The organism is Thermohalobacter berrensis (assembly GCF_003609645.1).
Classification (GTDB): domain Bacteria; phylum Bacillota; class Clostridia; order Tissierellales; family Thermohalobacteraceae; genus Thermohalobacter; species Thermohalobacter berrensis.
In genome coordinates, this window is sequence record NZ_MCIB01000002.1 from 80,245 (window position 1) to 95,808 (window position 15,564).

At 28.8% G+C, this 15,564-nt stretch carries 14 protein-coding genes; all 14 read left to right on the top strand.

From position 1 onward, the window contains the following. Positions 1-126: 126 nt before the first annotated feature. A complete protein-coding gene (locus tag BET03_RS03260; protein ID WP_120167271.1) occupies positions 127-678 on the top strand; it encodes a rubrerythrin family protein in 552 nt (183 codons plus the stop codon). Between the two features lie 461 nt (positions 679-1,139). Next, entirely contained in the window at positions 1,140-1,766 is a 627-nt protein-coding gene (locus tag BET03_RS03265) for a hypothetical protein (protein ID WP_120167235.1), read from the top strand. A gap of 232 nt (positions 1,767-1,998) precedes the next feature. After that, positions 1,999-3,285: an HD-GYP domain-containing protein gene (locus tag BET03_RS03270; RefSeq protein ID WP_120167237.1), complete on the top strand. Its 1,287-nt coding sequence runs from the start codon at positions 1,999-2,001 to the stop codon at positions 3,283-3,285. Beyond that, the gene (locus tag BET03_RS03275) at positions 3,275-3,871 is read left to right on the top strand and encodes a DUF5317 domain-containing protein (protein ID WP_120167239.1); all 597 of its coding nucleotides are present in this window, start codon (positions 3,275-3,277) and stop codon (positions 3,869-3,871) included. Before BET03_RS03270 ends, BET03_RS03275 begins: the two co-directional genes overlap by 11 nt. Positions 3,872-4,055: 184 nt before the next feature. Next, positions 4,056-6,077 carry a BglG family transcription antiterminator gene (locus BET03_RS03280; protein ID WP_120167242.1) on the top strand — a complete coding sequence of 674 codons (2,022 nt, stop codon included), beginning with the start codon at positions 4,056-4,058 and terminating at the stop codon, positions 6,075-6,077. 23 nt (positions 6,078-6,100) lie between these two features. Further along, positions 6,101-6,364, top strand: coding sequence for an HPr family phosphocarrier protein (locus BET03_RS03285; protein ID WP_120167244.1), 264 nt, complete (start codon positions 6,101-6,103; stop codon positions 6,362-6,364). Between the two features lie 17 nt (positions 6,365-6,381). Further along, positions 6,382-8,091: a phosphoenolpyruvate--protein phosphotransferase gene (ptsP, locus tag BET03_RS03290; protein WP_120167246.1), complete on the top strand. Its 1,710-nt coding sequence runs from the start codon at positions 6,382-6,384 to the stop codon at positions 8,089-8,091. 127 nt (positions 8,092-8,218) lie between these two features. Then, positions 8,219-9,019: a class I fructose-bisphosphate aldolase gene (locus tag BET03_RS03295; RefSeq protein WP_120167248.1), complete on the top strand. Its 801-nt coding sequence runs from the start codon at positions 8,219-8,221 to the stop codon at positions 9,017-9,019. An 11-nt stretch (positions 9,020-9,030) separates the two neighbouring features. After that, positions 9,031-10,059 carry a zinc-dependent alcohol dehydrogenase gene (locus tag BET03_RS03300; RefSeq protein ID WP_120167250.1) on the top strand — a complete coding sequence of 343 codons (1,029 nt, stop codon included), beginning with the start codon at positions 9,031-9,033 and terminating at the stop codon, positions 10,057-10,059. Between the two features lie 135 nt (positions 10,060-10,194). Continuing rightward, positions 10,195-10,425, top strand: coding sequence for a hypothetical protein (locus tag BET03_RS03305; protein WP_147417139.1), 231 nt, complete (start codon positions 10,195-10,197; stop codon positions 10,423-10,425). Between the two features lie 236 nt (positions 10,426-10,661). Beyond that, positions 10,662-12,359: an MASE3 domain-containing protein gene (locus BET03_RS03310; RefSeq protein WP_120167254.1), complete on the top strand. Its 1,698-nt coding sequence runs from the start codon at positions 10,662-10,664 to the stop codon at positions 12,357-12,359. Positions 12,360-12,557: 198 nt separating this feature from the next. After that, the gene (locus BET03_RS03315; RefSeq protein WP_120167256.1) at positions 12,558-13,277 is read left to right on the top strand and encodes a PrsW family intramembrane metalloprotease; all 720 of its coding nucleotides are present in this window, start codon (positions 12,558-12,560) and stop codon (positions 13,275-13,277) included. 66 nt (positions 13,278-13,343) lie between these two features. Beyond that, complete coding sequence (locus BET03_RS03320; RefSeq protein ID WP_120167258.1) at positions 13,344-14,561, top strand: CapA family protein; 1,218 nt, start codon at positions 13,344-13,346, stop codon at positions 14,559-14,561. Positions 14,562-14,617: 56 nt separating this feature from the next. Beyond that, positions 14,618-15,457, top strand: a complete 840-nt coding sequence (cdaA, locus tag BET03_RS03325) for a diadenylate cyclase CdaA (RefSeq protein WP_183108705.1) — start codon at positions 14,618-14,620, stop codon at positions 15,455-15,457. Positions 15,458-15,564 lie beyond the last annotated feature (107 nt).

The window sequence follows — 15,564 nt, forward strand, 5'->3', positions numbered from 1 at the left end:
AATACATCATATCTTCTTACAAATGATTTAATAAATCGTATTTTATTAAGAAAAAATTGTTTAATTATTAATAATGGGGGTAAATGTAAAAATGGAAAAATGGAAAAAATAGAAGGGGGATTAAATATGAATCCAATGACTGCAGACAATTTACGCTCAGCCTATGGAGGAGAAAGTCAAGCACATATGAGGTATAAAGCTTGGGGTACTAAAGCTAAAGAAGAAGGTTTTGAAAATGTAGCCAGATTATTTAATGCTATTTCTTATGCCGAAGAGGTTCATGCTACTAACCATTTTAAAGCACTTAAAGATGAAAAAGGTGATTTTTCGGTTAATTCAGGGGCAGTTTTTGGTCTAGGGAGTACATCAGAAAATCTACAAGGTGCTATTGATGGAGAAAATTTCGAAGTTGAACAAATGTATCCAGCTTATTTGAAAGTTGCTGAAATGCAAAATGAGAAAAGTGCTATAAGGTCTATGAAATTTGCAATAGAGGCTGAAAAAACCCATTCTCGGTTATTCTCAAAAGCTAAAGAAGCAGTAGATCAAGGAAAAGATATTAAAATTGGAGATGTGCATGTATGTGAAATTTGTGGTTATACTGTGGAAGGTGAACTTCCAGAAAAATGTCCAATATGTGGAGTAAAAGAAGATAAGTTCAAAACTTTTAACAAATAAGTTAGAAAAATGTAATAATTATAGGTAACTTATTTAAAATACTTATCCAATAATTGAATAATATTTTATATATTGAAATAAAAAGGCTCCAAAAGGGAGCCTTTTTTTATTGTCTAAAAAAGTATATTTCTTAAATTGTTGAAACAAAGAAAAATACTGTATTTAAGTATTATTGAAAATTTTGTAAGACAATAAAAAAGAGGGGTTCACAGGATGAAATCCCCTGACGTATTAGAGGGGTGCTTAAGGGTTAAGAAGTACTCGCCGAAAGGGAACTAGGTTCCCCTAGCGGAAGCGAGCTTTGGTCGACTTTTTTAATATTTAGTTTTAAATTTTTTTAATAAAAAGTCTTATATCAAAAAATGTAAAAAAAATGAAGGAAATTTATTATGTAAGTTGAATATTTAAATATGGTGTTGAATAGTTGGTCTAGAATTAAATAAAGAATGTAGGTGATGTATATGGATATAAAGGCTGCTGAGGAATTTATATCACAAATAAAATCTGTAATATCATGTAAAATAATCGCAACTAACGATAATATAGAAGAGATACACATACTTTCTACTACAAAACGAAACCCAAAACAAATATCTAGAGATGTTCAGTCAGGTTTAATTTCTAAATTTGGCTTAGATATAGATTATAAAAAAATTAGTATTGCTCAAATTGATAAAGCTATAATAAATAATACTAATTTTAGACTTAGACTAAAGACTATAGAGGTTTTAAACTTAGGAAAAAAAGTAGATATTAAAGTAGTTCTTCAAAAAGATGATGTTTTATATGAAGGGAGAAAAATTGGATTAAACACTTCTTATAATATAAAAAGAATACTTGCACAATCAACATTGAAAGCTGTTGAGGAATTTTTAAAATTAGAGGATAGTTTTATAGTTGAAGATATAAAAACGATTAGTTTAGCAAATAAAAAAGCTATAGTAACAGCAGTATCTTTTGTAACTGAATATGAAGAACAACAGTTTACAGGAAGTGCTTTTATAGATAGAGATATTAAAGAGGCAGTAGTTAAAGCAACACTTGATGCTATAAACAGAATAATCATAAGATGTTACAATGGAGAATAGGCCGGCAAATTTAATTTAACACTTTTACATCTTAAGCGTAGCGAATATAGCCTGCTGACTTAGCGAAGCAGCAGAGATTAAGCAAAAGGGGGCTATATTCAATGAGAAAAGTAATAACTGTTTTAGTAAGCTTATTAGCTTTAGCTTTAGCTAGTGGAGCAAACATGTCATGGTTCTAATATAATACACAAAATTATTTGCCGGCCTTTTTTTTTAAAAAAGGAGGATAAATATGAGTAATATCCCAAATAGAGTTAAGACATATATATTTGTTATGAGTCTAATAGCATTATCATTAGTTGTTTGTTTATCTAAAACGTATAACATAATTAATATTAAAACATTGATTTTTTTTAGTATATTAGCGGTTATTTCAGAATCGTTCCTTATTCAGCTATATGCCGGAGGGGCAGTTTCAGTAGGCTTTGCTATAAGTTTAGCAGCAATTATTATTGGAGGTCCTCTAACGGCAGGTGTTATTACAGCAATAGGTTTTGCCTTTAGAACTGTTAAAACCCCAAATAGAGGATATGTTCATATATTCAATACCCCTTACTATAAAACAGTATTTAACATATCACAGGGTATAGTTAATACAGGTTTAGCAGGTATGGTATATGTTTACACAGGGGGAGAAGTATATACAGATAATTTTGTTTTTGCAGTAATTCCTATTTTGTTTACTATGATAACTTATGCTATTTTAAATACAACTACAATATCTACTCTTATGTCATTATTAAGTGAAAAGAATTTTTATGTAGTATGGACTGAAAATTTAAAAAATATATTTCCAAATATGATAGGTGTAGGAACTATAGGGGTCATAATAGCCTTGGCATACATAAGTTATGGTCCTGGAGCAGTACTATTATTCTTTGGACCACTATTACTTGCAAGATATTCTTTTAAACTATACATGGAAATGAAACAGGTTTATATGGATACTATACAGGTTCTTACAAAGACAATAGAGGCTAAAGACCCTTACACAAGTGGACATGCTTCTAGGGTTCAAGAATATGCTGTAAAGCTTGCCAGAGCCTTAAATCTAAAAGATAAAAAAATTGAAAATATTAAAAGGGCAGCTATACTACATGATATAGGAAAGATTGGAATAGATGATAGAATATTAAAGAAACCTGATAAGTTAACTGAAGATGAGTATAACAAAATCAAAGAACATCCTCTAATTGGTGCTAGGATTATAAAGGATGTAGATTTTTTAAAGGATGTAGTTGATATAGTAAAATATCATCACGAAAGATATGATGGTAAAGGATATCCTGAAGGGATTAAAGGAGAGAAAATTCCTCAAGAGGCAGCAATTCTTTCTATAGCTGATGCCTTTGATGCTATAACATCAGATAGACCATATAGAAAAGCCTTGTCCATAGAAGATGCATTAAAAGAAATAAAAAAGAATGCAGGGACACAATTTAATCCTAAATTATCTGAAATATTTGTAAAAATTGTAAGTAAGGAAAGAAAAAGGGAGATGCAAACAGATGTTAATTGAAGCTATACTTAGTTCTTTGATAATTGGCAAAATCAGAAAGGGTAAATTAAGAAATATTGAAAAAGTTAACTTTAGGGGATGGTACTTATTTATTATAGGGTTTCTTATTGAATTTACTTCAGTATTTGTAAAAATGAAAGAATTCTCTCCATTAGTTCAAATAATTGATCAGTACTTTTTATATATTCATGGTTTTTCTTATCTACTAATTTTTATAGGATTAATACTTAATTTTGATAAAAAGTCTATGATTTTAGTTTTCATTGGGACTTTATTAAATTTAATAGTAATTATGGCTAATGGTGGGAAAATGCCTGTTTCTCCCAATGGTTTAAAGTATGCTGGTTTAATTGACTATCTACAATTATTAAAAACACAGGCTGTGCCGACTCATATGCTTATGACAGAGAAAACAAAGCTTTACATATTAGGAGATATTATTCCGTTGCCTGAATTTTATCCATTTGCTAAGGTGTTAAGTATAGGTGATATATTTATTGCCATTGGTATATTTTCATTCATACAAAGTGCAATGATATCTAAGAATATGTTTAATAAAGGAATAAAATATATAAGGTTTAATTAAAAAAGACCTCGTTAGAGGTCTTTTTTAATTGTAAAATACAAAAAGTAAACTTTTGCCACATTAATATGAAACTAAATAGTACTTTTATTTGTAGAAAAATAGGGAAAAATGTGCTATTATATAAATGTTGTTTCATGAAAAGTATATTTTTTTCCACATTTCTAGTAGCACTGAGGTGTTATTGATGAAGGGGTTCCCCAATGAAAGATGTGTTGAGATAATAGATATTTTATTAAACAGTAAGAAACCGGTAACGGTAAGTAAAATTGCCAACAAACTAAATGTTTCCAATAGAACTATAAGAAATGATCTTGGAAAACTTGAAGATTATTTTGAAGATGATGAAAATATAAAACTTCAAAAGAAGCCAAGGGTAGGAGTATGGCTAGAAGTAAATAAAGAAGGAGAAAGAAGGCTTAAAGCAAGAGCAATAAAAGAAAAAAATTATGTAAAACCTTTTTCTTCAGAAAAAAGGAAAATTTATATCATAAAAAGGTTATTAAAAACATATAACTCTATAACTATGAAAGATTTAGCTAATGAGTTGTATGTAAGTAGAATAACTATATATAAAGATTTGGAAAATGTGGAAAAGTGGCTTAACAAATTCAATCTAGGATTAAAGAGAAAGCAGAATTACGGAATTGAGATTATAGGTAAGGAAAAGGATTGGAGAAGAGCAGCAGTAGAGTTGTTAGCGTATTTGAAAAATGATGAAGAGTTAAAAAATATGTTAACAAACACAGAAGAAGTATTAGAAACTAGATTGGGTTATGAAAACTTTATACAGCTTAAAGAGTTATTTCCAAATATAAAATTGAAAAAAATAGAAAAAATCCTAGAAGAAGCCGAAACTAAGATGGAGTTTTTATTAGCAGATGAGGGATTTATAAATCTTTTAGTTCATATATCTATAAGTGTAGAAAGATTAAAACAGAATAAAGATATTCAAATGTCAAAACAACAATTAGAATCAATAAAAAGTCAAAGGGAGTTTGAAATTGCAAAGGAAATTTCTCAGAAACTAGAAAAAGAGTTTAACATACAAATTCCAGAGTCAGAGATTGGATATATCGCATTACACATATTGGGTTCTAAAGTTCAAAAAAATATTAAACCAGATGAAGCGCAGGATATATTGAAAAATGCAGATAAAAAATTGATTGAACTAGGGAGAGAAATTATATCTTTAATTGAAAACATTTTATCAGTTGATTTTAGCAAGGACAAGAAGTTATTAACTGGATTAGTTCTTCACTTAAGACCAGCAATAAACAGACTAAAATATGGGTTAAGCTTAAAAAATAATTTATTAGAAGATATAAAAACAAATTATCCTAGTGTATTTGGTGCAGCTTGGGCAACTAGTGCACTAATTGAAAAATATTATGGTGTAAAGGTAACAGAGGAAGAAATTGGATATATTGCAATTCATGTAGGTGCAGCATTAGAAAGATTGAATAATAATACTAGAGCAGTAATAGTATGTGGAAGTGGAATTGGAACAGCCCAGCTTGTTGCTATAAGACTAGAGAAGGAAATTAAAGATTTAGAGATTATAGATGTAGTATCAGCACATGATTTAGAGAAAATTAATCCGACAGATTTTGATATTATTGTTTCAACTATTCCTATAAAGTATAAATCAAAACCAACGATTCAAATAAACCCATTAGTTAATGAAAGTGATATTGAGAAAATAAAAAAATACATTAGAAATGTTCAAAATACTAAAAGATTTAGTAAAGATGTGATAGAAAATAAAACAAGTGAATTATTTAGTGAAGATTTAATTCTACAGGGAATTGAAGTTAAAAATAAGGAAGAGGTAATTGAAAAGCTAGGCAATATCCTTTTAAATAAAGGATATGTAAATAAAGACTTTATAAAAAATGTTTTAGAAAGAGAAAAGGTAACTTCTACAGCTGTAGGGAAGGGTGTAGCAATACCACATGGCAATCCAGAAACTATAAAACGACCATCTATAGCTATTGCTACACTTAAGGAACCTATAGATTGGTCTGGAAACAGAGTAGATATTGTATTTTTATTAGCATTAAAATCAGAAAAAGATGACATATTAAAGAAATTTTTTAGAAGATTTTACAATATGCTAGACAATGAAAAAGTTTTAGAAAAAATAAAAAACAGTATAGCAACTAAACAAATTTATAACATCTTAACACAAAATAATAATATACTTTAAAAAAAGAATGGGAGGAATGTAAAATGGTTAAGGTAGAAGTAGAATTAAAAAATGAAACTGGATTACATGCAAGACCAGCAAGTTTATTTGTAAAGGAAGCTTCTAAGTATGTATCAGATGTAACTATTATTAAAGATGATACTGAATACAATGGAAAAAGCATAATGGGTATATTAAGCATTGGAGCAAGCAAAGGTGACAAAATAACAATAAAGGCAGAAGGAGAAGATGAACAAGAAGCAGCAGAAGCTTTAAAGAAGCTTGTTGAAAGTAACTTTGGAGAATAGGAGGTTGTTTATTTAATATGAAAGGAATAGGGGCTTCACCTGGTATAGCCATAGGAAAGGTATTAGTAAAAGAAGAGACGAAAGTAGAAGTAGAGAAGAAGAGCATAGAAGACACTAAAGCAGAAATAGAGAGACTTCAAGAAGCAAGAGAAAGAAGTAAAGAGCAAATAGAAAAACTATATAATCATGCTTTAGAGAATATAGGAAAAGATGAAGCAAAAATATTCGAAGCACACATGCTGATATTAGATGACCCAGAATATTTTGGACAGGTTGAGAACAAAATTAAATCTGAAAATGCTAACGCAGAATGGGCTTTAAAGACTGTAACTGATACTTTTGTAGCAATGTTTGAAAATATGGATAATGAATATATGAGGGAAAGAGCAGCAGATATTAAAGACGTTTCAGGTAGAGTTTTAAAGCTATTACTTGGAATAGATACAACTGATTTTTCTAACCTTGATGAAGAAGTAATAATTGTTGCTAAGGATTTAACACCTTCTGATACAGCTCAAATGGACAAGGAGAAGGTTATTGGATTTGTTACTGAGATAGGAGGAAGAACTTCACACTCTGCAATAATGGCTAGAACACTTGAAATTCCAGCTGTTGTTGGAGTTGAAGGTATCTTAGAAGCTGCACAAAATGGTGATACAATAGTATTTGATGGTGATGAAGGAGAAGTTTATGTAAATCCTGAAGAAAAAGTTATAGAGGGTTACGAAGATAAGAAGAAAAAATATGAAGAATTTAAAGAAAAGCTTGAAGAACTTAAAGGAGCCAAAAGTGTTACAAAGGATGGAGTTGAAGTAGAGCTTGTAGCTAACATAGGAACTCCTAAAGATGTTGAAGGAGTTATTAGAAATGATGGTGAAGGTATAGGATTATATAGAACTGAGTTCTTATATATGGATAGAGACAAACTTCCAACTGAAGATGAACAGTTTGAAGCATACAAGGAAGTTGTTGAAAAGCTTGAAGGTAAACCAGTTGTTATAAGAACATTAGATATAGGTGGAGATAAGGAACTTCCTTATCTAGATTTACCAGAGGAAATGAATCCATTCTTAGGATATAGAGCTATAAGACTATGCCTAGATAAGACTGATATCTTTAAAACACAATTAAGAGCTCTGTTAAGGGCTAGTGCTTATGGGAACCTAAAAATAATGTTCCCAATGATATCAAGCATTGCAGAAGTTAGACAAGCAAAGAAGATACTAGAAGAGGTTAAAGAGGAATTAAGAAGTGAAAATGTTGAGTTTGATGATAATATAGAAGTAGGTATGATGATAGAAATACCAGCAGCGGCTGTTATGTCGGATCTGTTTGCTAAAGAAGTAGATTTCTTTAGTATAGGAACAAATGACTTAATTCAATATACTACAGCAGTTGATAGAATGAATCAAAAAATATCCTACTTATATAGTCAATTCCACCCAGCTCTTTTAAGACTTGTAAAACAAGTAATAGATAATGCTCATAAAGAAGGTATATGGGTTGGAATGTGTGGAGAAGCAGCTGGAGATCCAAAACTAATTCCTGTACTACTAGGAATGGGATTAGACGAATTCAGTATGAGTCCAATATCAATATTAAGAGCTAGATGGATAATTAGAAATACTTCAAAAGAAGAAATGGAAGAGATGGTAAATAAAGTACTTAATATGGCAACTGCTGAAGAAGTAGAAAAGTTTATAGATGAAAATATAAGCGTATTATAAAAAAAAGTCCCGATTAATTCGGGGCTTTTTATTTTTTTGAAGAAATTACTATTTAATTTAGTACAACTGAAACTTATTAATTGATAATTTTAGGGGTAAATAATATAAAAAACCGAGGTGGTTTGTTATGGCAAACAAAATTCATAGGTTAAACCATATTATAAAAGAAGATAAAAGAACCTTCATAGTTGCAATTGACCATGGCAATATATTTAATGTTTTACCTGAATTAATGAAACCAGAAAAAATCATAAAGGAAATTGCAAAGGGTGGAGCCGATGCTTTTTTAGCAACTGTTGGGTTAGTAGATAAATTTCCAGATGCTTTTATGGATAAAGGAATTATTTTAAGGTTAGATGGCGGGATGTCGATGCTAGGTAATAAAGATAAGAGTTTAGAAAGAATATTCACAGTTGAAGATGCATTAAGGTTAGGAGCTGATGCAGTAATTTGCATGGGGTTTCCGGGATCAAAATGGGAAGAAAAATACCTTAAGAATCTGTCAAGAAACGTAGCGGAATGTAATAAATGGGGAGTACCATTATTAGCTGAGATGCTACCTATGGGTTTTGAAGGGGGAGAAGGTTCAAGAACTGACGATAATTTAGCCTTTGCATGTAGATTAGGAGCAGAAATGGGAGCCGATATGATAAAGACATATTATACAGGATGTAAAGAAGGATTTAGAAAACTAATTGAAAGCACTTATGTTCCAGTAGTAATACTTGGTGGTGGCAAAAGAATTAATGAGGAGAAACTTTTAAGAGATATTAAGGAAGCCCTTGATATTGGAGCATCTGGTGTTGCTATTGGGAGAAATATATGGAAACACCCTAATCCTCAAAGACTTACAGCAGCAATAGCTAAAATTGTTCATGGAGATTATAGTGTAAATATAGCTCTTAAAGAGCTTAATAAAATATATTAAGGGTGATAATTATGAAATATAATTTTGCTGTTTTAGAAAAAAATAAAATAAAATATGTTAATGGAATATTAGATAAGCCTAAAGAAAATGAAGTGTTAGTAAAGATAGATGCATGTGCTATTTGCACCTTAGAAAAAAGGGTATATTTGGGAAAAATAAAATTTGATTATCCTTTTGCAGGTGGACATGAAGTTTCTGGTCATGTTGAAGCAGTTGGAGAAAAGGTAAAGAATTTAAATGCTAATGATAAAGTAGCCTTGAGGTTATTAAATCGATGTGGTGAATGTTATTATTGTAGAAGTGGATATGATAATCAATGTATTGAAGCATTTAAAACGAAAATTCATAAAGGATATCCTGGACCTGGAGGATTTTCTGAATATATTTTAATAGATTCAAAATCAGTATTTAAAATGCCAAGAGATTTAGATGAAAAGGTAATAGCATTTAGTGAGCCTTTAGCATGTTGTATTCACAGTATAAATAGAGCCAAAATTGAACTAGGAGATGATGTTGTAATAGTTGGTGCAGGTGTAATGGGGCTACTTCATACTATACTTGCTAAATTAAGAGGAGCAAGGGTTACAGTATGTGAAATTAGTAAAAAGAGACTTGAGGTTGCTCAAAAATGTGGTGCTGATATTTTAATTGATTGTAATAAAGAAGAGCCTACTAAGAAAGTATTGAACTTAACAAATGGTAGAGGGGCTGATGTTGTTGTTGATACAGCACCTGTAAGTGAAACAGCAGAGACTTCTATTAAAATGTTAGGAAAAACTGGAAGATTAATTCTTTATAGCTCCTTTCATCCAGATAAACTAGTAAAAATTAGTCCTAATTCTATACATTATTCAGAAATAATCGTTACAGGCTCTGTAAACCCAAGTACATCTGATTTTCTAAGGGCCACAAGATTGTTATCTTCTAGATTAGTAGACCCATCGATATTAATATCAGAAGTTATATCATTCAAAGAATTAGAATATGGGTTAGAAAATTCTATAATTCCTGAAAATTATAGAGTTATTGTGAAAATGTAATTTTAAAAGTTTAATTTTCATTATGAAGAACTAAAAGGGGCTTTAGCCGCTTTTTAGTATATATATATCTTAATAGGAGAATAATAATTCTAAAATATGTTGAAAGGGTTGGTGAAGATGGAGGATAAAAAATCATTGGAAAATATAATGAATCAAGCAAAAAGTATAAAACAAAACAACTTTAACAATATGCAACAGATAAATAGCATAAATTTAATATTGACTTCTGATAATAATGGAAGGGATAAAGATCCAAATATTTCAGAGGGATTTCTAAAATTGAAGCGGAAGATTGAAGAAGTAAATAATGCTACTGAAGAATTCCTTTCAATTTTAAATAATGATAATGCGGAATCAAGACACTAGGTTATTGCTGACAATTAATGGGACAGAGGTATTAATCCTTTGTCTCACTTTTTATTGTCTAAGAAAGTATATTTACACAAATTGCTGAAATAACGATAAGTACTGTATTTAAGGTTTCCCTAGCGGAAGCGAGCCTTGCTTGTTTTTTTATACAGAAAATTGGTGAAAAATGAAGGAATTGAGTAAAAAGTATAGAATATATAATAAAAGTAAGGTAGATTAAAGTAGGTGAAAAAGTGTTAAAGATTGAAAAAATTGATCATTTGTATGACAGAAATCTTCTTTATTTAATTTATACAGTACTTTTATGTGTCATATTAATTCTGCTACTAAATGTTACTGAAGAACTTACCCATAATATTTTATCAAAGGATACCTATGAAATTCTCCATTTTTTCTCAGATTTACTAAGCATATTCGTTTCTTTTTCGGTATTTGCTGTTCTATATTATACTTACGAAGAATTTAACAGTCTAAGGAATATTATCCTGTCTCAAGCCTTTCTCATAACAGGGATTCTAGAAGTTTTTTATCTGTTTTTTTATAAAGAAATATTCTCTTTTACTCCAAAGGATGCTTTACAGTATGAGATTTTATTTTGGTTATTATCAAGATTAATTATGACTTCGGGTATATTTACCACTTCTATTATTGAAAAAAGGAAAAAAGTATATATAAAAAAAGAAGTATTTTTATTTTCAAGTTTAGTTATAACATCAATATTTCTTTTAATAACATCATTTACGTTTAGTTATATTCCTCAATTAGTAAATGTTGGACAAGGTCCTACTATATACAGTCTATTAATTGAATATTTAATTATTTCTTTATTATTAATAGCCTCATTTACATACATAAAAGAATACTTTTTGTATAAAAATAAGTTGATATGTATTTTTGTTATAGCCTTAATTTTAGGTGTTTTTACTGAAGTATCTTATACTTTATTTTCAAATTTATATGATATTTATATTATAATAGCCCATTTCTTTAAAGTGTTATCATACTATGTAATTTTCCACACTCTTTTTTTAGCAAACATAAAAATGCCCTATAGAAAACTTGAAAACATGAAAAATAAAGTTGATGATTATGCTCATAATCTTGAAGATTTAGTTAATGAAAAAACGGAAAAGTTGGTAAAAGCAAACCTAAGGTTACAAAATGTAAATAAAAAGATGATAGCAGATATAGAGGCGGCTAAAAGTATTCAACAGGCACTTTTACCAAATAAATCGGTTAAGTATAAGGGAGTTAGTTTCTATTCAGAATATATTCCCTGTGAGAGATTAAGTGGTGATTTTTTCAACTACTTTAAAATTGATGAGGAAAATATTGCCGCGTATATAGTAGATGTTTCTGGACATGGTCTATCAGCAGCTATGCTTACCATTTTTTTAGATAGAAGTTTAAGAATAAAAGAAGGATATTATGGTGGAAAGTATTCAATTTTAGAACCGAAAGAAGTTTTAACAATACTTTATGAAGTTTTTAATAACTCTAATTTTCCAGATGAAACACATATAGTTATGATTTATGGAATATATAACATAAGAACAAAAACATTTAAATATTCTTCTGCAGGACATAATTGTCCATTAATAAAAATATCAGAAAACAATGGTGTTGAAATTTTAGATGAAAATAGAGGATTTCCAATTTGTAAACTAGGAAAATTTTATAAACCCACTTATAAAAATTATGAAATTAATCTCAATAAAAATGATAAATTATTATTTTTTACTGATGGTTTAACAGAACTAAAAAATAGAGAAATTTACACTTTAGAAAAGTTATTACATTTGCTAAAAAATAACAAAAATTTAGATTCTGAAGAGTTAATTAAATTAATCTCTAAAGATCTATTTAAGTATAAAAATCCAAACTTTTTAGAAGATGATATAACATTTTTTATAATGGAATCTACTTTATAAATATTTTAAAGAAAGTATTTTTATTATTATTTTGTTAAGATTTATGAGTCTTAAGATAGCATCCGTATTTCGGATGCATTTTTTATTGCTTAGTATTTATTGCTTGGTATTATTAATATTGTAATTTCAAATAATATTAAAAAGTATTTAATTTTACTTAAAGTATTATGATTTTTATATCTTATAATTAATGAAAGGATGAAAAGATTGATTACAAGATTATTTATAATAGCGATAACACCAGCTATATCTATAGCTTATGCAGTATATTTAAGTGATAGATACGATAGAGAACCTATAGGATTACTCATTAAAACATTTATTCTAGGTGCATTAGTTGTTATTCCTACTATAGTAGTAGAAAGAATTTTAATGTATTTTAATGTATTTCCAGGATTAATTGGTATAGCCTATACTGCTTTTGCTGTAGCAGGTTTAGTAGAAGAATTTTTTAAGAGAGAGGTTGTCTTAAGGTTAGCCTATCAAAGTAAACATTTCAATGAAAAGCTTGATGGAATAGTATATGCAATATTTTCAGCACTAGGTTTTGCCACTATTGAAAATATAATATATGTTGTATTTAGATTTACCTATAATTCTTATGTAGGGCTTTATAGAGGAATTTTATCTGTACCTGCCCATGGAATTTTTGCAGTTACAATGGGATATTATTTATCCCTTGCTAAATTTACTAATAATGAAGTAGAAAAAAGAAACTACCTAAACAAATCATTGTATATGCCTTTGATATTACATGGGATATTTGATTTTATTTTAATGTCTAGAATTCCATTTCTTGCTTTCTTATTTGTTCCATATGTATTTTATCTATGGAGAACTAATCAAATAAAATTAAACAAATATATTGTTGAATCAAAGCGAAATTTTGATGATATAAATAGAGAAGATAAAAACTAAAAAATCAAAGGAAATTTTAATTTAACGTAGAATTAATAAATAAAAACAAATCTGGGAGAAATAGATATGAGAAAAGAAAAAATTCTTTTAAATACGATGATTGTAATATTTTTTATTTCAATTATTATATCCCATCAAATTTTGTCAAAAAATGAGACAAGCTCTATGGTTGCCTATTTTAATAAAAAGAAAAGCCAAGAATTATTTGTAAGACAACTTTATGAAAGAATGGATAAATTAGAATTGGATTGTAAAACTACAATAACCCTTTCAGCAACAGGTGACATAATGTTCCATACACCACAAGTATATAGTGCTTATAATAGTGAGAAAAAAGAGTATAATTTCTATCCTATGTTTCAATATGTAAAAAAATATATAGAATCTGCAGATATTGCAATAGGAAATTTTGAAACTGTAACAGCGGGCCCAGAGCACGGTATAGAGGGTTATCCTTTATTTAACACGCCTAAAACTGTTGTGAAGGCTTTGAAGGATGTAGGGTTTGATATATTATCTACTGCAAATAATCATTCTCTAGATAGGGGAAAAGAAGGGATTATTGAAACTATAGATAATATAAAAAAATACGGATTAGAAAATATAGGAACATATAAAAAAGATGATAGGGAAGTTTTGATAAAAAGTATAAAGGGGATTAAGGTAGGGTTATTATCCTATACTTATGGCTGTAATGGTATGGAAAGACTGTTAAGTGAAGAAGAGCTAAATTATATGGTAAATATTATAGATGAGGAAAAAATAAAAAAGGATATTAAAAAGGTAGAAGAAAAAGGTGCAGATATTACTGTAGTTTTTTTACATTGGGGAAATGAATATCAAAGAAAGCCTTCAAAAAATCAAATTACATTAGCAGAAAAAATGATTAGATGGGGAGCTGATATAATTTTAGGAAGTCATCCCCATGTTATTCAGAAGTCAAAAATATTACAATATAAAGGTGAGGAAAAATTTGTTATATATTCCATGGGAAACTTTATTTCTAATCAACGCTATGAAACTTTAAAAAACAGATATACTGAAGATGGTGTTATAGTAAAAATACAGATTGAAAAAGACTTTTACAATAATAAAACAAAGATTAAAGATATCAAATATATACCTACATGGGTTAATAGATATAGAAAACAGGGAAAATTTAGATATGAAATATTACCAGTAGAAGAATATATTAATGGTAGCAGTACAAGATTTAACTCTTCAGTAATTGAAAGGATGAAAAAATCATATAATCATACTATGAAAAACATGGATCAAAATTAGTTTAATCATAGAAGTATAAAATTTTAACATGATTTTTTAATTTAGGGGTGTTGGGCTTGGAATTTTTAAAAGAGTTGTTTCTAAACATTAGAATAAGAGATATTATTGATATAGGTATAGTAGCCTTTGCTTTTTACAAGATATTTATGCTTATACGGGAAACAAGAGCTGAACAGCTAGTAAAAGGTATAATAGTACTCCTTATTGGTACTAAAGTTAGTGAATGGTTAGAGTTATTTGCTACTAATTGGATTTTAGAAAAAACTATGACAGTTGGTGTTATTGCACTATTAATTGTATTTCAACCTGAGCTTAGAAGAGCCCTTGAATATATAGGTAGAACTAAATTTTTTACTAAATCATTAATAGAAATAGAAGATGAAGATATTGACCATATTGTTGAAGAAATTGTAGAAGCTGTAGCATCTTTATCGAGACAAAAAATTGGAGCATTAATTGTAATTGAAAGAGAGACAGGATTAAATGAAGTTACGGAAACTGGAACAAAAATAAATGGAAAAATATCCAGCGGACTTCTTATAAACATTTTTATTCCTAATACCCCATTACACGATGGAGCGGTAATAATAAAAGATAGTACAATTAAAGCAGCTGGATGTTTTCTACCACTTACAGAGAATATGAATTTAAGTAAAGACTTAGGTACAAGACATAGAGCTGCCCTTGGAATTACTGAAAGGTCTGATTCTTTAGCAATAATTGTATCAGAAGAAACAGGAGTAATTTCTATAGCTGATAATGGAAAACTTTCTAGATATTTAGACATTAAAACTTTAAGACAAATTCTTAAAGAATTATACATGTCTAAAAAAGTTTTAAAGCCTACTCTATTCTCAAAATGGAGGAAAAAAGATGAAGAAAGTCAAGGACAATAATATTACAATAAAAATAATTGCTATATTTTTTTCTATTATATTATGGACTTATGTTATGAGCGAAGTTAATCCTAAAATTACTAGGGAAATAGAAAATGTTGATGTAG

Bases quoted from the DNA above. Each gene is read 5' to 3' on its own strand.
- BET03_RS03260 (WP_120167271.1), top strand. From the start codon at position 127: ATGAATCCAATGACTGCAGACAATTTACGCTCAGCCTATGGAGGAGAA.
- BET03_RS03265 (WP_120167235.1), top strand. From the start codon at position 1,140: ATGGATATAAAGGCTGCTGAGGAATTTATATCACAAATAAAATCTGTA.
- BET03_RS03270 (WP_120167237.1), top strand. From the start codon at position 1,999: ATGAGTAATATCCCAAATAGAGTTAAGACATATATATTTGTTATGAGT.
- BET03_RS03275 (WP_120167239.1), top strand. From the start codon at position 3,275: ATGTTAATTGAAGCTATACTTAGTTCTTTGATAATTGGCAAAATCAGA.
- BET03_RS03280 (WP_120167242.1), top strand. From the start codon at position 4,056: ATGAAGGGGTTCCCCAATGAAAGATGTGTTGAGATAATAGATATTTTA.
- BET03_RS03285 (WP_120167244.1), top strand. From the start codon at position 6,101: ATGGTTAAGGTAGAAGTAGAATTAAAAAATGAAACTGGATTACATGCA.
- ptsP (WP_120167246.1), top strand. From the start codon at position 6,382: ATGAAAGGAATAGGGGCTTCACCTGGTATAGCCATAGGAAAGGTATTA.
- BET03_RS03295 (WP_120167248.1), top strand. From the start codon at position 8,219: ATGGCAAACAAAATTCATAGGTTAAACCATATTATAAAAGAAGATAAA.
- BET03_RS03300 (WP_120167250.1), top strand. From the start codon at position 9,031: ATGAAATATAATTTTGCTGTTTTAGAAAAAAATAAAATAAAATATGTT.
- BET03_RS03315 (WP_120167256.1), top strand. From the start codon at position 12,558: ATGAAAAGATTGATTACAAGATTATTTATAATAGCGATAACACCAGCT.
- BET03_RS03320 (WP_120167258.1), top strand. From the start codon at position 13,344: ATGAGAAAAGAAAAAATTCTTTTAAATACGATGATTGTAATATTTTTT.